The organism is Trinickia terrae, assembly GCF_005144415.1.
GTDB lineage: Bacteria > Pseudomonadota > Gammaproteobacteria > Burkholderiales > Burkholderiaceae > Trinickia_A > Trinickia_A terrae.
This window is the reverse complement of the sequence record NZ_SWJE01000015.1, coordinates 254657-273779: the sequence shown is the minus strand read 5'-3', so window position 1 is coordinate 273779 and position 19123 is coordinate 254657. Positions and strand designations below refer to the sequence as shown.

Below are 19123 nucleotides of genomic sequence, written 5' to 3'. Positions count from 1 at the left end.
TGGTCAGAGCGGCATGTCGAGGTTGAGGTAGATGAGCTTGCTGGTCTCGCGGGAGGTGTCGAAGCGCTGGCTCGCCACGCCGACGCCATAGGCGAGCGAGGCGCGCGTGCCGAGCTGCCAGGCCTGCTCGAGCCGCACCTCCCAGAGCAGGCTGTTGCCGAGGCTGGTCTGGCGATAGCCGCCGGCGGTCGCGTAGACGCGCTGGCTGAACGACTTGTCGACGTTGCGCCAGGGCGTCCACTGGAACATCGTCGTGACTTGCGCGGCCATGTCGCGGTGCGGGTTGAAATACGCGGTGTTGGCGAGCGTGTTGCCGTTGGTGTCGAGATCGACCCACATCGAGATCTCGTACTTCGGGGTGTTGAAGAGCCGCTCGTACCAGGTGCCGTTCCATTGCTGATGCAGGTTCGTGTCGCTGTAGCGCGACACGCCGTAGCTCAGGTCGAAGTAGCGGTAGTCGTCGAACTGCCAGCGCGCGGCGGCGCTCGCGGTGCGGCCCGTCACGCCGGCCTGGTAGGCCTTCCAGGGCAGCGAGTTGTCGTTGGTGTCGATGCCGGCCGAGAACTTCCAGTGGTCGTTCGGCTGGAGCGCCACGGTGCCCGCCACGCCCGTGTAGGCATGGGGTCCCGTCGAGTGGTCGACCTCGGCCGCGGCGTCGAAGCCGTAGTAGCGGAAATCGCCGCCGATGCCGTTGCGCACGCGGCTCGTGCTCGAGCCGTCGCCGGTGTCGGCGCGGCCGCTGAAGTTGTGCGCGAAGACGCGCCAGTAGTTGGCGATCGGCTGCGAGTAGCGCTGCGTGTCGATGCCCCAGTCGTTGTCGGCGAGCGCGGAGTTGCCTTTCTGTCCGTTGCCTTCGACGATCAATTGCGCACTCTTGTACGCCTCGAAGCCGCGCTGGAAATTCTTGACCGTGTTGCTGTCGGGAAAGCGGTCGGCGAACTCGGCGTTGATCGCTTCCGCGCGATCGTATTGATAAAGCTCGATCTCGGTCTTGCCGAGGCCGGCGAGCGTTTCGATGTCGCCGGGATGGTCGACGAGCGTGTCCTGATAGAGCTTTTGCGCCTGGCGCGGACGTTCCTGCACCAGCGCCGCGTCCGAGCGCGCGCTGATCAGCGACGCGTCGAACGGCGCGTCCTGGCGCAGCGCATCGAGCGCCGCGATGCCTTCGCGCGTACGGTCCGTGTAGAGCAGGTACTGCGCTTCGAGCTTCCGCACGCGGCCGTAGTCTTCGTTGACCTCCTCCGCATGGCCGGACAGATCGGCGTAGACCGGCGTGCTCTTCTTGGTCGATTGCAGGAAGGCTTGCGCGTCGTCGGAGCGTCCCGCGTCGAGGTAGGCGAAGAACAGCCCCTCTTCGACGTCGATGCGCTTCAACGCATGCGGCTCGGCCGACGGTTTGATCGGCTCGAGCGGCGTCTTCAGCGCGCGCTCGTACGCGGGCGCGGCTTGCCGCGGGCTGTCGAGGTAGGTGTAGGCCTCGCCCGCCGCGGCATGGACGCGCGCCGGCAACGGCCCGTTCGCGTACAGGAGCGCTTCGTATTGCATGACGGCATCCTTCATGCGGCCGAGGCACTGCAACGCCTCGACGCGATCGGCCTGAGCCGAGCGGCGCACGTCGGCATAGTCGTCGCCATCGGGAATGCGCGTGAGGAATGCGTCGATGTGCTCGAGCGCCGCTGCCGATTGCGCTAGGCGGTCGGCATCGTCCGACGCGAGCGCCTGCTGGCGGCCCCAGCGCACTTCGCCGGACACGAGGAGCGCCTCGATCTGCATCAGGTCCTTGACGGCGAACGAATCAGGGCGCTTCCTCGCCTCCTCCAGCGCGAGCTGCGGCGAGCCCGCGCCCGCCAGCTCGAACACCCGATGGCGGATCTGATCGCGCTCCGTGAGCACCGCGCCTTCGGCCACCTTGCGCGGCGCGCCGGGCGCGATCGCAGGGTCGGCCGCGCAGTAGTCGCGCGCCAGGAGCACGAGCAACAAGGCGGTCGCCTTGAATGCGGTGTGCGCGTTGCGTCTCGTGCCTCTCGTGCGTTTGGCTTTCATGGGTCCTCGCGTGTTGGGCGCAACTGTCCAGACAAAGCGAGTCCCCGGCGCCGAACGATCGCAATCGTGGCGTCCCACCAAGAATGACTACGGGAAATCCATTTGTCCGGCGCTTGGCCGTTTATTTGGCAAACGCTGCTTCAAGCGCGTCGCCGTTTTACTGCAGCGACGCACTAAGCGAGGTCCATACCAGCTCCCCGTCAGACCCTTTGGCGCAATGGTCTGGCGGATATCGACGTTGCGCGGCGCAGCAGAAACGGGGCAAAACGTTTCATCGCTGAAATGGCAGCGGGCGGGATACGGCAACGCACCGGTTTTTCTGGGGGGAAAATATGATTGGATTGGCTCGCTCGAAGCAAAAACTCACTCACGAGAAACGATTGCTGCGCAGCGTTATCGTATGTTCACCCGTCGAAGGCGAGCGGAAAAAACGCCAGCCGAAAGGTCTTACTATTTTTGTCACAGCGATGAGCAAAACAGGCGCCGCATGCCTCGATGGGCCGGCAATGTGTTGCGCAATCTCATGCTCGAGCGAAGAAAAACCGCGCGGTATCGCAACGGCTTTGTTGGCTGGCCCGCAGACCGAATGCGCCGTGCAATGCAGCGCGAGAACGAGAGGATGTCGGCTCGAGAAGCGCGGAAGTCCAACCGGAGCGGCCGCCCTCGGCGATGTGTCAGACGCATGTCGGGAGCCGCGCAGGCGGCACGGCGCGACCTCCGATTTGGTTGCAGCGGCGAAAGCGCTGCGGAGAAAGTCGTTTCGCTAAGCGAACGATTGCCTGGGCGTTGCCGCCGCACACGCGATCCCGGTGTGCGGCAACGTACATAGGAAACACCGGACCGCGGCTTTAATCGCGCTTCGTGCGCGTTATTTGCGCTTGCCTTCCAGCTCTTCCCAGCGTTCGAGCGCGAGAAGCAGTTCGTCGTCGATCGCCGCATAGCGCTCGGTGAGGCGCGCGCCTTCCTGCGGATCCTTGGCGAAGATCGACCCGTCTTCGAGCTGCGCGCCGATCGTCTTCTGTTCCGCCTCGAGCGCGGCGATCTTCTCGGGCAGCGCCTCCAGTTCGCGCTGCTCCTTGAACGACAGCTTGACCGTGCGCTGCGCGTTGCGGCCCGCCGCGCTTTCCTTCGGCGCGGCTTCCTTCGGCGCGGCTTCCTTCGCCGCATCCCTTGCTGCCGCCTGCTCCGCGATCTGCTGCGAACGCTCGCTTTGCACCTGCCAGTCGGTGAAGCCGCCGACATACTCGCGCCAGTTCCCCGCCCCCTCCGACGCGATCACCGACGTGACGACGTTGTCGAGAAACGCGCGGTCGTGGCTCACGAGCAGCACCGTGCCGTCGTAATCCGTCAGCAGCTCTTCGAGCAGCTCGAGTGTGGGAATGTCGAGGTCGTTGGTCGGCTCGTCGAGCACGAGCACGTTCGCGGGCCGCGCGAAGAGGCGCGCGAGCAGCAGGCGGTTGCGCTCGCCGCCCGAGAGCGACTTGACGGGCGAGCGCGCGCGTTCCGGCGCGAACAGGAAGTCGCCGAGGTAGCTCATCACGTGCTTCTTCGCGCCATTGATCTCGACCCAGTCGCTGCCGGGGCTGATGGTGTCGGCGAGGCTCTTCTCCTGGTCGAGCTGCGCGCGCATCTGGTCGAAATACGCGACCTGCAGGTTCGTGCCGGCGCGCATCGTCCCTTCGTCCGCCGCCAGCTCGCCGAGGATCAGCTTGAGCAGTGTCGTCTTGCCGGCGCCGTTCGGGCCGATCAAGCCGATCTTGTCGCCACGCATCACGACCGAGGAAAAGCGGTTCACGACCGTACGCGCGCCGTAGCGCTTCGTCACGTCGATGAGCTCGGCGACGATCTTGCCGGACTTCTCGCCCTGCCCGACGTCGAGCTTCACGTTGCCCTGCACGTTGCGCCGCTCTTCGCGCTCGCGGCGCATCTGCACGAGCCGCGCGATGCGGCCGACGCTGCGCGTCCGGCGCGCCTCGACGCCCTTGCGGATCCACACTTCTTCCTGCGCGAGCAGCTTGTCGAACTTCTCGTTCTCGACGCGCTCGACTTCGAGCTGCTGCGCCTTTCTCGTCTGGTACGCGGAGAAATTGCCGGGATACGACAGGAGCCGGCCGCGGTCCAGTTCGACGATGCGCGTCGCCACGCGGTCGAGGAACGCGCGATCGTGCGTGATGAAGAAGAGCCCGGCGCGCTGCGAGGCAAGCAGCTCCTCGAGCCAGCGGATGCCGTCGAAATCGAGGTGGTTGGTCGGCTCGTCGAGCAGCAGCACGTCGGGCTGCACGACGAGCGCGCGCGCCAGCGCGACGCGCTTTTGCATCCCGCCCGAGAGCGCGCCGACGCGCGCGCCGCCGTCGAGCCCGATCTGCGCGAGCGTGGTCGAGACGCGCGTGCGCCAGTTCCAGGCGTCGGTGGCGTCGAGCGACGACTGCAGCGCGTTCATGCGCGCGAGCAGCGCATCGTGCTCGGCGCCTTCGGGCGTTTCCGCGAGCTTGTGCGCGACGGCATCGTATTCGTCGAGATGCGCGCGCGCCTCGACGAGGCCGGCCGCGACCGTGTCGAAGACCGACGCGTCGGCCTCGAACTCGGGCTCCTGCGGCACATAGACGGTCGACAGCTCCTGCTGCCGGGTGACGAGGCCGTCGTCGGGCTTCATGAGGCCCGCGACGATCTTCAGGAGCGACGACTTGCCGGCGCCGTTGCGGCCGATCAGGCCGACGCGCTCGCCGGCCTCGAGCGAGAAATCCGCGTGGTCGAGCAGCGCGACGTGACCGAACGCGAGCTGCGCGCCGGTGATGGAATAGAGCGACATGGGGAAAAAGAAAGAGCGGCTTCGAGGGAAAACCAAAGCGCTCATTGTACCGGTCGTCCGCAATCGGTCGCCCGCCGCCGCATAAGGCGCGGCCGGATGGCGGAACGTACGAGGCAAATGCGGATGCGGCTGCGCAGGGTCCACGCCGCCGCCAGCCTCGCCTACGCCCCTACTTCACATGAATCGTGATGGTCTGGCTCATTTCGGGGCCGTACGAGCGATGCGCGCCGTCGCCGAATTGCAGCGTCAGCGTGTGATCGCCGGGCGGCAGCGTCAGATCGGTCTCGGTCTGGCCCTTGCCGAAATGGAGCGACGTTTCGGTGGCGGGAATGACCGTTCCCTGGGGCAGCGGCCCGCCGTCGACGATCAGGTGATGGTGGCCCGTGCCGGCCGTCATGGTGCCGGCAGGCTCGACGGTCATGCCGTCGAGCCCGAACACCGCATGGACGGGATTGCTCACGGTGGCGCCGTCCTTCGGCGCGACGAAGAATACGCGCGGGTCGGATTGCGCGACCGCCGACGCCGATGCCACCAGCAAGCCCGCGAATACCGCGCTTGTTATCCACCTGTTCTTGAACATCGCTTTCTCCTGAAGGAATCGAGCCGGTGCTCAGCATACACCGCGAGTTCGAAAACGGCCTGTCAACCCGGATGGGTCGAGTTGGCGGAGCCAGAGGTCTCGCGGGCCACGAGCAGGAAGCGCGAGCAGCAGGGTCGTCGATCGCAAGGGCGCCTGCCGCCGGGTCGCCGGCCGCGTCAATTGCGCGCGCGGGGCGTCGCGGGGAATCCGCTAAAATCGCAGGTTTCGCGCGACGCTCCTCCCCGGCCTGGGGCCAAAGCGCTCCAATGCATTCAATCGAACCTGAAAGAGAACTCCGTGAGCGAAGTCATCGAATACAAGAGCTGGGTCTGCCTGATCTGCGGCTGGATCTATAACGAAGAAGAAGGCCTTCCCGACGAAGGCATCGAGCCCGGCACGCGCTTTGCCGACATTCCCGGCGACTGGCGCTGCCCGCTGTGCGACGTGAGCAAGGCGGAGTTTGCCGCCGTCGAGTTCTAAGCACATCACGCGCCGCTTGGCGTCGGAGGGATTTGCTATACTCTGCGCTCACTGCAACGGCCGGTTGCCCAAACAACGGCCAATTGCCCAAACGGTCCTCTCCCCGTAGTTCAATGGATAGAACAAGTGCCTCCTAAGCGCTAGATACAGGTTCGATTCCTGTCGGGGGGACCAGACAACGGTCCGGCCAGTTCCGTAGATTTCCAGAAACCCGCGAAAGCTCAAGGCTTCGCGGGTTTTTTCATGCCGATATGTTTCGGGTTTGTCCTCTGGAAGCCGGTGGCATTTTTTGGTGGGATCCGGTCGATCCATGTCGGAGAACCGAACACGAAAGACCGGGATCGGCCGATCACTGCCTCATGTGTTCGGCAGAAATTGGCCGGCCTCTGCCTTTCTGCAATCGGCTGCGGTCGACCCAAAGGGAGCGCCGATGGCCTCGTCTAGACTGCTTCTCAGGGGAAGATCGGTGTCGTGGGCTCCGCGCCTTCGAGATCGGCCTCCGGAAAATGCTGCGCGACCATCCGCTCGATTTCCTGTTCGCGCAATCCAGGCACGTCGGCCATGATCAAGAGCTGGCCGTCGCGTATGGCGCCACGAAAGCGCTCGAGTCGTGCATTCGGTTCGTCGACGCCGATCATCGTGGCCGTCCAGGCCCCGAAGCCGGCACCTGCCAACGTCAATGCGACGACGGCTCCGCCCGCAATTGCGAGCTCCGCGGGAGGAAACACGAGTGCCACGAGGCCGAGAAGCGCGCCGGTCGCACCGCCGAGCGCCACGCCGCGTTCGAGCGAGTGCACGACGTCGCTGCTTTGCAGCAAGGATGCCTCGGGTAACTGTTCGAGTGCGACGCTGTGATTCGCAAGCACATGGATATGTCGCCATGTGATCCGCGCCCGCAGCAAGTCGTCTACGATCGCCTTCGCCGTCGTCGTGTCAGGTACGAGGAAATAAAGACGTCTCATGTCGGCTCTCCAGCAATCAAGCATTCCCCGAACGGGTCGATGCTGTTTATCGTACGCCTGCCGCAGGCAATCAGAGGGCGTAGGTGACCTGCCCCGGAATTTTCGGACCAGCTGAAACTCGAGGTTTGGCATTGCATCGCAGCAAGTGACTCCTCCATTCGCGCGATCCGTATATGGGGCGCGCTTCCCCCTTGCGCTTCCTTGCACGATGCAGAGGAGAGGACTACCTTTGCTTTAGAGCCGCTTACAACGCTCAGCGAAGCTGATCCTGGCAGAAGCGCCGGCGCAAACAGTACGAAGTACGGCAACGCGGCACAACGACGCCAGGAGCTTTTTTGTTTGCGGCTCCAGCGAGTGACGCGCAGCGAGGTGACCTATGTCGCTTGCGATTGCCCTGTTCCTGATCATCGTATTGGCGGTAGGGTTTCACTTTGCCAGTCCCTGGTGGATCACACCGATCGCCTCGAACTGGGTGCGCATGGACGACATGCTGACGATCACGATCGTCATTACCGGCGCACTCTTCATCGCGATCAACCTGTTCATCGTGATCGCACTGGCGCGCTTCCGCCACCGCAGGGGTCATCGCGCTGCTTACGAGCCGCACAACAAGCGGCTGGAATGGTGGCTGATCGGCCTGACCTCCGTCGGCGTGGCAGCGTTGCTGGCACCGGGGCTCTTCGTCTACGCGGACTACATACGGCCGCCGCCCAACGTGCTGCAGATGGAAGTGCTCGGCCAGCAATGGCAATGGCGCTTCCGCTTTGCCGGCCCCGGTGGCAAGCTGGGTACGACGGACGTGCGCTACATCAGCGACGACAACCCCTTCGGTCTGAACCCCGCCGACCCCAACGGCCGTGACAACTACCTGATCGAGACACCCGAGGTGCACCTGCCGCTCAACCGGCCGATCCAGGTTCTGACACGGTCGCGCGACGTGCTGCACGACTTCTACGTACCGCCGTTCCGTGCGCGCATGAACATGGTGCCCGGCATGGTGACCACCTTCTGGTTCACGCCGACCAAGGCAGGGCGTTACGACATCCTGTGCGCGCAGCTTTGCGGTATCGGGCACTCCAACATGCGCGGCGTGGTGGTGGTGGAAGACGAAGCATCGTTCTCGCGCTGGCTGGCGAAGCAGAGCACGTTCGCGCAGCGGCAGCAGGCCAGGGTGCAGGCCGCAACCGCCGCTGCAGGCGGCAGCGCCCAGGTGCTTGCTGACCAGGGCAAGACGCTCGCAGAGGCCAAGGGCTGCTTCGCCTGCCATACCGTGGACGGCAGTCCGCGCGTGGGCCCCACCTGGAAGGGCCTGTACGGCAAGACCGAAACGATGGCCGACGGCAGTACCGCGAAGGTGGACGAAGCCTATCTGCGCGCCTTTATCCGCAACCCGAAGGCCCGCGTCGTGAAGGGCTTCGCACCCATCATGCCGACCTTCGACCTGAGCGAGCAGGAGCTGACCGCGCTGGTGACCTACATCGAATCGCAAGGCGGCCCGGCCGCCATCAGCGCAGCCAAACCCTAGCGGAGCAGACGCAATGCCCTACGCGCACACCGACCACGCCCAGCAAAGCTTCTGGACCCGCTATGTCTGGAGCCAGGACCACAAGGTCATCGCCGTGCAGTATTCGCTGACGGCCATCGCCATCGGCCTGGTCGGCCTTGTGTTGTCGGACCTGATGCGGTTGCAGCTCGGCTTTCCGGGCAAGTTCAGTTTCATCGACGCCAACCACTACTACCAGTTCGTCACCATGCACGGGATGATCATGGTGATCTACCTGCTGACGGCGCTGTTTCTGGGCGGCTTCGGCAACTACCTGATCCCGCTGATGCTGGGCGCGCGCGACATGGTGTTCCCGTTTCTCAACATGTTGAGCTACTGGGTCTACCTGCTGGCCGTGCTGGTGCTGGTGGCGAGCTTCTTCGTGCCAGGCGGGCCGACCGGCGCTGGCTGGACGCTGTATCCACCCCAGGCCATCCTGCCGGGCACGCCGGGCGTGGAATGGGGCATCGTGTTGATGCTGGTGTCGCTGGCGATCTTCATCGTCGCGGCAACGATGGGCGGCTTGAACTACGTCACCACCACGCTGCAGGCGCGCACGCGCGGCATGACGCTCATGCGCATGCCGCTCACGGTGTGGGGCATCTTCATCGCGACCATCCTGGCACTGCTGGCGTTTCCGGCGCTGTTCGTGTCGGCGGTGATGATGCTCCTCGACAGGACGCTCGGCACCAGTTTCTTCATACCGGCCGTGGTGTCGATGGGACAGACGCTCAAGCATGCCGGCGGCAGCCCGCTGCTGTTCCAGCACCTGTTCTGGTTCTTCGGGCATCCGGAGGTCTACATCGTCGCGCTGCCGGCCTTTGGCATTGCGTCGGACCTCATCAGCACGCACGCGCGCAAGAGCATCTTCGGCTACAAGATGATGGTGTGGGCCATCGTCGCCATCGGTGCGCTGAGCTTCGTGGTCTGGGCGCACCACATGTTCATCGCCGGCATGAATCCGTACTTCGGCTTCTTCTTTGCCACCACCACGCTCATCATCGCCGTCCCGACCGCGCTCAAGGTCTACAACTGGGTGCTGACGCTGTGGCGCGGCGATATCCACCTGACCGTGCCGATGCTGTTTGCCATCGGCTTCATCAGCACCTTCGTCCTGGGTGGGCTGACCGGGCTCTATCTCGGCAACGTGAGCGTGGACATTCCGCTGTCGAACACGTACTTCGTGGTGGCGCACTTCCATATGGTGATGGCCGTGTCGCCGATCCTGGTGGTGTTTGGCGGCATCTACCACTGGTATCCGAAGGTGACGGGCCGCATGCTCAACGACACGCTCGGGCGCCTGCACTTCTGGGTCACCTTCCTCGGCACCTATGCGATCTACTTCCCGATGCACTATCTCGGCATCCTGGGCATGCCGCGGCGGTATTACGCGTATGAGGGCTTCAGCTTCATTCCATCTTCGGCGCAGACGCTCAACACGTTCATCACCGTCATTGCGCTGATCGTTGCAGTGGCGCAGTTGCTGTTCCTGTACAACCTGACGTGGAGCCTCGCGCGCGGCAAGCGTGCCGGCAGCAACCCTTGGCGGGCCACCACGCTGGAATGGCAGACGCCGCAAACGCCGCCAGTGCATGGCAACTGGGGCGCCGCGCCGCCCGTCGTTTACCGCTGGGCGTACGAATACAGCCCGCCGGGGCAGGAGGAAGACTTCGTCCCGCAAAACCAGCCGCCCGCGACGGCGCCTGAACCGGCCGCCCACCCGACGCTTCAACCCGGAGAGGCACGCGAATGACCACACTGCCCCGCTCCTTCGTTCCTGACGCGCCACGTGTCTCGCCGAATGCGAGCCGCATCGGCCTGATCGTCTTCATGGCGGTGGCAACGACATTGTTTTCACTGCTGCTGTTCGCCTATGCAATGCGTATGCGCGAGCCCGACTGGCAGCCGATCCCGCATCCAGCGCTGCTGTGGTGGAACACCGGCGCGCTGGTGCTGGCAAGCATTGCCATGCAGCGTGCCCGGCGGATTACCTTGCACCGCGCGGCGTGGCTGGTGTCAAGCGGTGTGCTGGCGGCCGTGTTCGTGATCGGACAACTGGCCGCCTGGCGCATGCTGTCGGCGGCCGGGCAGACCGTCACCGTAAATCCTTCCAATAGCTTCCTCTACCTGCTCACCGGCCTGCACGGGTTGCATGTGCTGGGCGGGCTGGCGGCCTGGGCCGTGACGATCGCGCTTCTCCAGCGAGCGGACCCCTTCCGAGCCCACCGCGCCATCGCGCTTTGCGCCATCTACTGGCATTTCCTGCTGGCTGTCTGGCTCGTGCTGCTGGCGGCGATGTGGTGGATCACCCCCGAGTTCGTCGCCGCCATCTGCGGGCCGCTGTATGGAGCCGCGCCGTGACCACCCCCACGCTCCCCACCGAATCCGCCGCCGCCACGCCCACCGACGCCCGGCCTGACGGCTGGCGCGGCATCGTCACGGACTGGTCGGCCGACCGAGAAGCCTTCAAGGTGCCGTGGGGCAAGGCGATGATGTGGATCTTCCTGCTATCGGACACCTTCATCTTCAGCAGCTTCCTGATCGGCTACATGACGGTGCGGATGTCGACCACGGTGCCGTGGCCCGACACTTCCAAAGTGTTCGCGCTCACCGTGGGCGGCGTGGATGTGCCTTTGCTGCTGATCGCCATCATGACGTTCATCCTGATCAGCAGCAGCGGCACCATGGCGATGGCCGTCAACTTTGGCTACCGGCGCAACGCAAAGCGCGCCGCCGCACTGTTGCTCGCGACCGCGCTGCTGGGCGCGACCTTCGTGTCGATGCAGGCCTTCGAATGGACCAAGCTGATCGTCCATGAAGGTATCCGCCCCTGGGGCAACCCGATGGGCGCCGCGCAGTTTGGCGCGTGCTTCTTCATGATCACCGGGTTCCACGGCTTTCACGTGAGCTGCGGTGTGATCTACCTGCTGCTGATCGCACGCAAGATCCTGCAGCCGGGGTTCACCGGGCACGGCAACTTCCAGATCGTGGAGATTGCCGGCTTGTACTGGCACTTCGTCGACCTGGTGTGGGTGTTCATCTTTGCGCTGTTCTATTTGTGGTGAGGCAGACCATGGACCACACCGATCCCGCCCATCGACGCGACGCCGCGCACGGCCAGCAGCATCCGATCGGCATCTACCTGAAAATCTGGGGCCTGCTGTTCGTACTGAGCACGATGTCGTACCTGGTGGATTACTTTCACGTGCAGGGCCTGCTGCGCTGGGCGCTGATCGTCGTGCTCATGATCGCCAAGGCCGGGCTGATCGTGTCGATTTTCATGCACATGATGTGGGAGCGGCTGGCGCTGGTGTACGCCATCCTGATGCCGCCCTTGGGCCTGCTGGTGCTGATGGTGCTGATGGCTGCCGAAGCGCATCACACCTTCGGCATGCGGGAACTCTTCTTCCACTGACCCCTGTGCCGACCGTTCCTCAGGCGAGTGCCTGGAACGCACCGCTCTGAATACAAAACGACCCGACAAATGCCGGGCCGTTTTTGTTTCCTGGCTCGCTGAAAATCTCGGCGAAAAACACCTTCAAATCAGGCGTGCTTCTCACTGAATTCGTTGAGCGGCACAGGCTGCCTGAGCGGATCGAAGTCGGCCCACCGCCCTTGTTGCCAGCGGCCGGTCGCGCGTTCGATCGCCGCGCCTCCCGCATCGCGCAGCACCCGTGCGGCGTCCAACTGGCTATCCGGCGACACGTGTACGGCCACCAGCACGCCGGAATCACGGATTTCTTCGTTGCCGGCTTCACGCGTGCGCACCAACGCGCCGACCAATGAACCGACATATGCACTCACCCCGGCCGCGATCAGCGACACGATAAGCGGCGCCGAAAACGCTGCGAAGATCCCGACTCCGACCATGGCGCCAGCCACTGCGCCAATCGTGATGCCTATCTCGGCACCCTTCGGCGCCTCCCTCGCGTTTGCGTCTGCGCTGATATCGCCGCCGGGCCGAAAACGTGCGTGCTGGCCGGTCGGATTGACGAAAAACAGCGTGACGTCCTCCTCGACAAAACCGGCATTGAAGAGCCGTTGCGCCGCTTCTTCAGCGGCGGGGAATGTCGTAAAGCGTGCTGCGACGATGAGTGACATGTGGCCTCCTTCCATCGGTGACTAGCGGTTGCAGACTATGCCGCCCACTCTGAGCAGTCCGCTATGTAACACTACGCCTTTGCCGCCGTTCTGGTCGATCGCTTCCGCGCAAACCGAACGGATACGATTGCGGCCGTTGTCGAAAGCCCGAGCGCGTAGCCTCGTGTCGAGCAACTGCCCGATTGCGCTTGTCGCACGACATGCCCGGTAACTTCATGCCGGTGCGACGCGCCTGCGCGGATCTTCGGCAATGCGCGGCCAAACGCGGCCATGCGCTCGTATTTGTTGGCCTCGCGTGTCTCGGGCCAGCGCCGGTGATAGCGGTATTGCTTGCGGCCGCGCGCGTCATGGCCGGTTGCCTGCCGATGACCGTCGAAGAAACACTCTGGTTTCTCATCGTCGGGGCGGTGCTGGTTTTTATGGGCATCGCGGCGACGACCTTGCGGCGGCTGCCCTGTAGCGCCGCGATGTTCTATCTGGCCATCTTACCGCGCGCGTATTCGACACTGCCGACGCGGAAGCGTGTGCATGAGCATCCGCTGGAGGCTGGCGCGTCCGAACGCTTCGCGTAATTTGCGCTTGGCCGGTTGCAACGTATCGCGGCGCGCCTTCGGCAGATTTCTGCTCACTGGTCTGAGCGACTCCGCGATCGACTGCGCGCTACCGGTTTTGAAAATGTTGTGCCCGATATCCATCGCGTCACTGGTTTCCATCACGTGATGCGACCCTTTCCGTCCGCTCTTCGCGGCGCCGCTTTTGGCGGCCTTCGCGCGATGGGCCGCGCTTGGCGCGCTGGTTCTGCGCCACGGCTGACCTTGGGAATCCATCTGGTCAGAATGCGGCAACCACAAGGGAAATAAGGGAAAGGAGCGAAGAAAGACCAGGTTATAGATAAACCGGACCCGAAGAAGACGAACGAAGAAAAGTCAGTTCCATGCAGTGAGTTTCACACCGTCGGGTTTCGACGACATTCAAGTTGCCGATGACAGACTAGAATGAATTATCCGAATCAATCGGGAGACCAATTGTGCAACTTCACATGGATTCCCATCATTTCACACACGGCCAGCTCGACTGGCGGGCAGCCGTGCTGGCAGGCGTCATCGCGGGCGCTGTGTTCTTGGTGCTAGGGGTTGTCCTGATGGCACTGACGACGGGCGGAAGTGTGCTGGAGCCCCCACGCATGGTCGCCGCGATCATACTGGGACGAGGCGCATTGCAATCGCCGCAAGCATTCTCAATTGGCATCGTGCTCGCGGCCTTTGTGGTGCATTTTGCCCTTGCCATCGTATTGACGCTTATCCTCGGTCTGATCATGACGTCATTCAACCTTGACTCGAGCATGGGGATGGCTTCACTGGCGGGTGGCGCTTTCGCTGTAGCCGTTTACCTGATTAATTTCTACGGCATGACACGGCTTTTTCCGTGGTTCGCAGAAGCGCGCAACTGGGCCAGCGTGTTCGTTCACATCGTCTTCGGTATCGTGGCGGCGAACCTGTACATGAGACTGGAGCGCAACACATCCCGCGGGGTCAAGGCGGACGCGGGCGGCCCGTCATAGTCCGGTGCCGTGCTGATCGACCGGTCTCCAGAGCAGACGTGCATTGCGCGTCACGAACGGCTCCACGACGCGGGACTTTCGATCATGTACGCATACTTCAGGCGGTCGTACGGGCCTGGCCCTTTCGACGGCGAGGGAGGTGTGCCGAGCCGCGAGTGGCGCATCAAGCGCAACTGCTCCCTCACGCCGCGGCAGTCGCTCGCCGCGACCGTGTTCCTCATGGCGCTCGTCCTCGCGATCGGCGTGGCAGCGGCATTCGCATTCGGCGTGTGGCTCGCGCTGCCCTTCTCGATGCTTTGCACCGTGGCCGTCGGCATCGCCTTTATCGCCTACTCCAGGCACGCGACGGACGGCGAGGTGCTGACGTTCGCGCCCCCGTTCGTGATCGTCGAAGTACACGAGCGCGGACGCCGCACGATGCATCGGATGAATGCGGCCCGCTTGGCCGTGTCTCTCGGCGACAGCGATGGCGCCGTCTACCTTTGCGACGGCTGGCAGCGTATTCCCGTCGGACGGCAACTGCCTGCCGCCGCCCGCGCGGAATTCGTGCGTCAATTGCGCCGCTTTATCGTGGCCGACTGTTGACATGCCGGCCGATGATCGCCCGGCATGACTCGCTCAAAACGCATCGGCCGGAAGAGATCGAAGTCTGACTCGCTCAGCCAATGGATAACCGGGGCAGCGGATCACTTCTGGTGGCATTTCTGGTGGTACTTTTCCGAAGCACCCCGACCTAATCCTCCATCAACCGTTAGGTATGAATTCTGTCGGGGGACCAATCTGGCTCCCAGCACTTCCCAAGTCTTACGACCACCTCGGCTCGCCGGCCGCTCAAAGCCGGACGCCAGTTGCAAAACCACCGATTCCGCCCATCCGTCAATACAGGGATATGTGGATCCCTGACCGCTAAAGTATTCGCCCCGCGTGCCGATGTCCGTACCAGATAGTTAACAAATCCGGAGCACCCGCATGAAGCTGTCGACAAAGCTACTGGCTCTCGTCATCGCCGCGCTGCTCGGCGTGGCGCTGCTCGCCGCCACGGCGCTGCACACGCTGCGCACCACCCTCGTCGATAGCCGGCGCGAGGAGATCGTCATTCTCCTGACGAAAGCCGAGCATCTCGTCAACGCCTACCGCGACTTACAGGCGCGCGGCGCGCTCACGCGCGAGCAGGCGCAGCAGCAAGCAAAGGAAGCACTCTCGCAGCTGAACGCGAACACGAAGAGCTACTACTGGGTGACGACCTCCGATAGCCTCAACCTCGTCCATCTGAACCCGAAATTCGTCGGCACCAAGGCCAAGGGCAACCGTACGACGAGCGGCCTCACCGACAACGAGGCCTACCGTCAAGGCCTCGCGCAGTCGCATTTCGCACTCGTCGACGTGCTGATCAAGCGCAGCCCCGATGCCGAGCCCGAGCCGAAGCTGCAAGGCGTCGTCGCGATTCCGGACTGGGACTGGTGGATCGGCACCGGCTTCTTCTACGACGACATCGACGCCACCTTCACGAAGCTCGCGATCACGCTCGGCCTCATCTCGATCGCGATCGCGGCTGCCGTCGCCGCGATCGCCTGGGCCGTCCTGCGCAGCGTGAAGCGCACGCTCGGCGGCGAACCGGCCTACGCGGCAGGCATCGCCTCGGACATCGCGAGCGGCAACATGAGCGCCAACCTCGACGCGGCAAGCGTCGTACCGGGCAGCCTGCTCGCCGCCCTCGGCGAGATGAAGACGCGGCTCGCCGCGATGATCGCCGAGATCCAGTCCGCGAGCCAATCGATCGCGCTCGGTTCGAGCGAAATCGCGCAGGGCAACCTCGACCTGTCGCAACGCACCGAGCAACAGGCGGCGTCGCTGCAGGAAACGGCGGCGAGCATGGAGCAGCTCACCTCGACGGTGAAGCAGAACGCCGACAACGCGCGCCAGGCAAACGGGCTCGCGACCCGCGCAACCGGCATCGCCGACGCCGGCAACGACGCCGTGCAATCGATGGTCGCCACGATCGGCGAGATCAGCGGCAGCTCGAGCAAGATTTCGGAGATCACGGGCGTGATCGAAGGCATCGCGTTCCAGACCAACATCCTGGCGCTTAACGCCGCGGTGGAAGCCGCGCGCGCCGGCGAGCAGGGCCGCGGCTTCGCGGTCGTCGCGGGCGAGGTGCGCAGCCTCGCGCAACGCTCGGCCGGCGCCGCAAAAGAGATCAAGGAGCTGATCGCGTCGTCCGTCTCGATGATCCAGGGCGGCGCAAAGGAGGCGTCCGAGGTCAGCGAGACGATGGCCGACGTCAAACGCGCGATCAAGCAGGTGTCGGACATCGTCGGCGAGATCTCGGCGGCCTCCGAGGAGCAGAGCCGCGGGATCGAGCAGGTGAGCCTGGCCGTCACGCAGATGGACGAAGTCACGCAGCAGAACGCGGCGCTCGTCGAGCAGGCGGCGGCGGCCGCGCAGTCGCTGGAAGAGCAGACGGGGAAGCTGCGGGAGGCCGTGGCGGTGTTCAGGACAGGGGCAGCTTGAAGCGCTGCGGCGGCCCCTCCGGCATGGCCGATGGAAATGACGCCAATTTGGCAGTCGCCGCACCTCGCATTCGTGTACGGTTTCGAATCCGCAAGTCTCTTCGATACCTACACTCAGGAACAGCCCATGCTGGAACTCAGACCAAGCTGCGAATGCTGCGACAAAGACCTGCCGCCCGAATCGGCCGACGTGCGGATCTGCTCTTTCGAATGCACGTTCTGCGCGGACTGCGCGACCAATGTGCTCCACGGAACCTGCCCGAATTGCGGCGGAGAACTGGTCGCCAGACCGCGCCGCCCGGCGAGCGCGCTGGCGGGCAACCCGGCGTCGGCCAAACGCGTCTTCAATCCGGATTGCGCCCGGCAGCATTGAGCACCGCCATCTCCCTGCCATCTTCGCGCCAGTAACCTCCAGACACAAAAAGCTTCGAACTCCGCATGCCGTTTTCCTTTCTTAGGAGATAGATGGGAGCGAATCATGTTGAAGCTCATCGCGTTGTTCGGGCTGGCCTTCGCACTCGCAGGCTGTGTCGCGGAGGCTCCCGGTTACGGCTATTACCCCGACGGCTACTACGGCTACGGTCCGGAGTACGAACCGGGGTTTGCATACGGCGGAATCGGCATCGTGGGCGGTTGCTGCGATCACTTCCACCACCACGACCATGATCACGACCATGACGGCGGCTTTCACGGGCACGGGCATGGCGGCGATCATGACGGCGTCTGGGAGAGCGGCGGCTGGGGAGGCCATGGCGGCCACGGAGGAGGCGGTCACGGCGGCGGGTCCAGCCGCTAGCCTTTCGCCATCACTCGACGAACCCAAATCGCAGCGGCGTTCCCCGTGCTAGCATCTCCAGACGCACGGAGGACCCACATGGACGCCGCAATCGCCCACCGCTTCGAGACCGAGTTCGCGCCCCGCATCGTCGACACGATTGCGGGCATCTTCGATGGGCACGTGCAAGCGGCGATCATCGCCGCCGACGGCAGCCATCCGCTACGCGTCCGTCTCACGGGGACAATGAACGAGCATCTGCGGCACCACCCGCATCCACTCCACATCGATCTGACGTGGGATGAAGACGAAATCGAAAACCTGCTGACGATGCACGAGAGCGACGCGCACTTCAGGCGCTATCTCGAGGCGATTCCTCGCAAGCTGCGTAATTGGCAGGACGCGCGCCCGGTCGATTTTACGTCGCGCACGCAAGCGGACCCATCGATCTTGATCGGCGGCCTCGACTTCAACGCTTGACGCCGCCCAACGGCGCGGCGCAATCGCGCGATCGGCAGCCTCTTTTTCTCAATGACGCCGATGCAGATGATGCGCCGTGAGCCAGCGCCGCAAGTCGGTGAGCGGATGCTCGGTCTGATACCGCGTCGCAACGAGAAACGCGGCGCACACGAAGACAATGAGCGCCAGCATGAAATCGATGGATGAATCAGGCATTGCAGTCTCCCTGATCGGACGTTGGCATCAACGATTCTACGAGCGTTGCGTCGCGCCGGGCGATCTCTTTCGTTATCCGTATCGCTTTTGCTACGCCCTTTCGTAATACAAATTCTGCGGATGACGCGCCTCGGCGAAGAAGAACCAGCGCTCGGCCACGAGCCCCGCGTACTGGATCACGAACGCCGCGCCGAGCAAGCCGATCGGCGACGTCATCGCCGACGCCGCCCCCAGCGCCGTCAGCGCGAACGGCGCTGCGAATGCGCCGCCGAGAAACGCCCACTTGACAGCCTGCACCGTGCGCGGCGTCTGTCCGTGGAAGAACTCGCGCGTATTGAACGACTGCGCGGTGAACCCGCGAGACTTCTGCACGACATTCGGCCCTTTGATGCCGGTCGCGCTTTGCAGCGTCGATTTCGGCCGCAGCCGCGCATTGCGCACGAGCGACGCGACCCGGCTCGCGCAGCCCGCGAGCGTCAGCGCGCAGGCGCATGTCGCGAGCGCGCCGGCGAGCGCGGGCGCGAGCCACGCCGAGCACGCCGCCGCCAGCGTGCAGCCCGACGCGCAGCCGAGCAGCACGAAGTTGACCATCGTGAGCGGCGTCGCCCACTCCTGCAGAAAACGCAGGCACGCGTAGATCATCGACGTGCAGACGAACAGCACCGCGCCCGCGAGCACGCCGAGGATGCCGATCGCGAGCGCGTACGGCGAACCGAACCAGTGCGCGGCCCCATAAGCGAACGCGCACGCGAGAAACGCCGGCAGCGCGAGGCATTCGCGCGACAGCCACGAGGTGCGCCACATCGCGATCGCACGCCACGCGCGCTCGGGATGCCCGAGGTGAAAGAACGAGGCGACGAGCCCCAGCGCGCCGAGCACGACCGACAACGCGGCCCCAACGGCATAAAAGTCTTGCGTCCCTGCTGCGTTTGCCGCCGCCCAGCCGAGACGCCCAGCCAGCTCCACGCCGACGAGCGCGATCAACAGTCCCTGTGCGGCGCCGCATAGCGTCGTCAGGAACACCACCGAAAATGCCGGTCTCATGCGTGTTTCTCCCTTGCCTATCCGATTGGCAGCCCAGCCG

The 19123-nt window shown here is 64.2% G+C and carries 20 protein-coding genes, 1 tRNA gene and 1 pseudogene; 13 read left to right on the top strand and 9 right to left on the bottom strand.

The window, feature by feature from the left end; translation table 11 throughout:
- Positions 1 to 3: 3 nt before the first annotated feature.
- The 3 genes from pgaA to FAZ69_RS25800 all read right to left on the bottom strand — a co-directional run bounded on the left by pgaA (position 4) and on the right by FAZ69_RS25800 (position 5432).
- Positions 4 to 2043, bottom strand: a complete 2040-nt coding sequence (gene pgaA / locus FAZ69_RS25810; protein ID WP_136897922.1) for a poly-beta-1,6 N-acetyl-D-glucosamine export porin PgaA — start codon at positions 2041 to 2043, stop codon at positions 4 to 6.
- An 868-nt stretch (positions 2044 to 2911) separates the two neighbouring features.
- Positions 2912 to 4852, bottom strand: coding sequence for an ATP-binding cassette domain-containing protein (locus FAZ69_RS25805; RefSeq protein ID WP_169708763.1), 1941 nt, complete (start codon positions 4850 to 4852; stop codon positions 2912 to 2914).
- A gap of 169 nt (positions 4853 to 5021) precedes the next feature.
- Positions 5022 to 5432, bottom strand: a complete 411-nt coding sequence (locus FAZ69_RS25800) for a DUF4399 domain-containing protein (RefSeq protein ID WP_136897920.1) — start codon at positions 5430 to 5432, stop codon at positions 5022 to 5024.
- 297 nt (positions 5433 to 5729) lie between these two features.
- Between FAZ69_RS25800 and FAZ69_RS25795 the strand changes: the two genes are divergently transcribed.
- Both FAZ69_RS25795 and FAZ69_RS25790 read left to right on the top strand, forming a co-directional pair.
- A complete protein-coding gene (locus FAZ69_RS25795) occupies positions 5730 to 5912 on the top strand; it encodes a rubredoxin (protein WP_136897919.1) in 183 nt (60 codons plus the stop codon).
- 99 nt (positions 5913 to 6011) lie between these two features.
- Positions 6012 to 6086 (top strand) — tRNA-Arg (locus FAZ69_RS25790).
- Positions 6087 to 6364: 278 nt separating this feature from the next.
- Here FAZ69_RS25790 and FAZ69_RS25785 read toward each other — a convergent pair.
- A complete protein-coding gene (locus FAZ69_RS25785) occupies positions 6365 to 6874 on the bottom strand; it encodes a DUF1269 domain-containing protein (RefSeq protein ID WP_136897918.1) in 510 nt (169 codons plus the stop codon).
- A gap of 376 nt (positions 6875 to 7250) precedes the next feature.
- On the opposite strand from FAZ69_RS25785, the gene FAZ69_RS25780 reads away from it, so the two are divergent.
- From FAZ69_RS25780 to FAZ69_RS25760, 5 genes are read left to right on the top strand one after another with little or no spacing between them, the layout of a single operon-like run.
- Positions 7251 to 8399: a c-type cytochrome gene (locus FAZ69_RS25780; RefSeq protein ID WP_136897917.1), complete on the top strand. Its 1149-nt coding sequence runs from the start codon at positions 7251 to 7253 to the stop codon at positions 8397 to 8399.
- 13 nt (positions 8400 to 8412) lie between these two features.
- The gene (gene ctaD / locus FAZ69_RS25775) at positions 8413 to 10170 is read left to right on the top strand and encodes a cytochrome c oxidase subunit I (protein WP_136897916.1); all 1758 of its coding nucleotides are present in this window, start codon (positions 8413 to 8415) and stop codon (positions 10168 to 10170) included.
- Entirely contained in the window at positions 10167 to 10778 is a 612-nt protein-coding gene (locus FAZ69_RS25770) for a cytochrome c oxidase subunit 3 (RefSeq protein ID WP_136897915.1), read from the top strand. The genes ctaD and FAZ69_RS25770 overlap by 4 nt, the downstream gene beginning before the upstream one ends.
- The gene (locus FAZ69_RS25765) at positions 10775 to 11482 is read left to right on the top strand and encodes a heme-copper oxidase subunit III family protein (RefSeq protein ID WP_136897914.1); all 708 of its coding nucleotides are present in this window, start codon (positions 10775 to 10777) and stop codon (positions 11480 to 11482) included. The genes FAZ69_RS25770 and FAZ69_RS25765 overlap by 4 nt, the downstream gene beginning before the upstream one ends.
- A gap of 8 nt (positions 11483 to 11490) precedes the next feature.
- Positions 11491 to 11832, top strand: coding sequence for a cytochrome C oxidase subunit IV family protein (locus FAZ69_RS25760; RefSeq protein ID WP_136897913.1), 342 nt, complete (start codon positions 11491 to 11493; stop codon positions 11830 to 11832).
- 128 nt (positions 11833 to 11960) lie between these two features.
- Here FAZ69_RS25760 and FAZ69_RS25755 read toward each other — a convergent pair whose 3' ends face one another.
- From FAZ69_RS25755 to FAZ69_RS25740, 3 genes and pseudogenes are all read right to left on the bottom strand, one after another.
- Positions 11961 to 12518 carry a hypothetical protein gene (locus FAZ69_RS25755; RefSeq protein ID WP_136897912.1) on the bottom strand — a complete coding sequence of 186 codons (558 nt, stop codon included), beginning with the start codon at positions 12516 to 12518 and terminating at the stop codon, positions 11961 to 11963.
- A gap of 166 nt (positions 12519 to 12684) precedes the next feature.
- A pseudogene (locus FAZ69_RS34065) lies at positions 12685 to 12889 on the bottom strand (DNA topoisomerase IB); the annotation flags it as partial.
- Positions 12890 to 13003: 114 nt separating this feature from the next.
- Entirely contained in the window at positions 13004 to 13345 is a 342-nt protein-coding gene (locus tag FAZ69_RS25740) for a DUF3175 domain-containing protein (RefSeq protein ID WP_136897911.1), read from the bottom strand.
- Between the two features lie 212 nt (positions 13346 to 13557).
- Between FAZ69_RS25740 and FAZ69_RS25735 the strand changes: the two genes are divergently transcribed.
- From FAZ69_RS25735 to FAZ69_RS25710, 6 genes are all read left to right on the top strand, one after another.
- Positions 13558 to 14079, top strand: coding sequence for a hypothetical protein (locus tag FAZ69_RS25735; protein ID WP_206171236.1), 522 nt, complete (start codon positions 13558 to 13560; stop codon positions 14077 to 14079).
- 84 nt (positions 14080 to 14163) lie between these two features.
- Complete coding sequence (locus tag FAZ69_RS25730) at positions 14164 to 14664, top strand: DUF2244 domain-containing protein (RefSeq protein ID WP_136897909.1); 501 nt, start codon at positions 14164 to 14166, stop codon at positions 14662 to 14664.
- Positions 14665 to 15048: 384 nt separating this feature from the next.
- On the top strand, positions 15049 to 16590 hold the full coding sequence (locus FAZ69_RS25725) for a methyl-accepting chemotaxis protein (protein WP_136897908.1): 1542 nt from the start codon (positions 15049 to 15051) through the stop codon (positions 16588 to 16590).
- Positions 16591 to 16716: 126 nt separating this feature from the next.
- Complete coding sequence (locus tag FAZ69_RS25720) at positions 16717 to 16962, top strand: DUF1272 domain-containing protein (protein ID WP_136898017.1); 246 nt, start codon at positions 16717 to 16719, stop codon at positions 16960 to 16962.
- A gap of 105 nt (positions 16963 to 17067) precedes the next feature.
- Positions 17068 to 17385 carry a hypothetical protein gene (locus FAZ69_RS25715; protein WP_136897907.1) on the top strand — a complete coding sequence of 106 codons (318 nt, stop codon included), beginning with the start codon at positions 17068 to 17070 and terminating at the stop codon, positions 17383 to 17385.
- A 78-nt stretch (positions 17386 to 17463) separates the two neighbouring features.
- A complete protein-coding gene (locus FAZ69_RS25710; protein ID WP_136897906.1) occupies positions 17464 to 17844 on the top strand; it encodes a DUF5594 family protein in 381 nt (126 codons plus the stop codon).
- A gap of 48 nt (positions 17845 to 17892) precedes the next feature.
- On the opposite strand, the gene FAZ69_RS33415 is transcribed toward FAZ69_RS25710, so the two are convergent.
- The gene (locus FAZ69_RS33415) at positions 17893 to 18039 is read right to left on the bottom strand and encodes a hypothetical protein (RefSeq protein ID WP_169708762.1); all 147 of its coding nucleotides are present in this window, start codon (positions 18037 to 18039) and stop codon (positions 17893 to 17895) included.
- Between the two features lie 90 nt (positions 18040 to 18129).
- Complete coding sequence (locus FAZ69_RS25705; RefSeq protein ID WP_136897905.1) at positions 18130 to 19083, bottom strand: dimethyl sulfoxide reductase anchor subunit family protein; 954 nt, start codon at positions 19081 to 19083, stop codon at positions 18130 to 18132.
- Positions 19084 to 19123: the final 40 nt, after the last annotated feature.

Bases quoted from the DNA above. Each gene is read 5' to 3' on its own strand.
- FAZ69_RS25735 (WP_206171236.1), top strand. From the start codon at position 13,558: ATGGATTCCCATCATTTCACACACGGCCAGCTCGACTGGCGGGCAGCC.
- FAZ69_RS25805 (WP_169708763.1), bottom strand. From the start codon at position 4,852: ATGTCGCTCTATTCCATCACCGGCGCGCAGCTCGCGTTCGGTCACGTC.
- FAZ69_RS25705 (WP_136897905.1), bottom strand. From the start codon at position 19,083: ATGAGACCGGCATTTTCGGTGGTGTTCCTGACGACGCTATGCGGCGCC.
- ctaD (WP_136897916.1), top strand. From the start codon at position 8,413: ATGCCCTACGCGCACACCGACCACGCCCAGCAAAGCTTCTGGACCCGC.
- FAZ69_RS25715 (WP_136897907.1), top strand. From the start codon at position 17,068: ATGTTGAAGCTCATCGCGTTGTTCGGGCTGGCCTTCGCACTCGCAGGC.
- FAZ69_RS25785 (WP_136897918.1), bottom strand. From the start codon at position 6,874: ATGAGACGTCTTTATTTCCTCGTACCTGACACGACGACGGCGAAGGCG.
- FAZ69_RS25730 (WP_136897909.1), top strand. From the start codon at position 14,164: ATGTACGCATACTTCAGGCGGTCGTACGGGCCTGGCCCTTTCGACGGC.
- FAZ69_RS33415 (WP_169708762.1), bottom strand. From the start codon at position 18,039: ATGCCTGATTCATCCATCGATTTCATGCTGGCGCTCATTGTCTTCGTG.
- FAZ69_RS25770 (WP_136897915.1), top strand. From the start codon at position 10,167: ATGACCACACTGCCCCGCTCCTTCGTTCCTGACGCGCCACGTGTCTCG.
- FAZ69_RS25755 (WP_136897912.1), bottom strand. From the start codon at position 12,518: ATGTCACTCATCGTCGCAGCACGCTTTACGACATTCCCCGCCGCTGAA.
- FAZ69_RS25780 (WP_136897917.1), top strand. From the start codon at position 7,251: ATGTCGCTTGCGATTGCCCTGTTCCTGATCATCGTATTGGCGGTAGGG.
- FAZ69_RS25710 (WP_136897906.1), top strand. From the start codon at position 17,464: ATGGACGCCGCAATCGCCCACCGCTTCGAGACCGAGTTCGCGCCCCGC.
- FAZ69_RS25720 (WP_136898017.1), top strand. From the start codon at position 16,717: ATGCTGGAACTCAGACCAAGCTGCGAATGCTGCGACAAAGACCTGCCG.
- pgaA (WP_136897922.1), bottom strand. From the start codon at position 2,043: ATGAAAGCCAAACGCACGAGAGGCACGAGACGCAACGCGCACACCGCA.
- FAZ69_RS25760 (WP_136897913.1), top strand. From the start codon at position 11,491: ATGGACCACACCGATCCCGCCCATCGACGCGACGCCGCGCACGGCCAG.
- FAZ69_RS25725 (WP_136897908.1), top strand. From the start codon at position 15,049: ATGAAGCTGTCGACAAAGCTACTGGCTCTCGTCATCGCCGCGCTGCTC.
- FAZ69_RS25800 (WP_136897920.1), bottom strand. From the start codon at position 5,432: ATGTTCAAGAACAGGTGGATAACAAGCGCGGTATTCGCGGGCTTGCTG.
- FAZ69_RS25740 (WP_136897911.1), bottom strand. From the start codon at position 13,345: ATGGATTCCCAAGGTCAGCCGTGGCGCAGAACCAGCGCGCCAAGCGCG.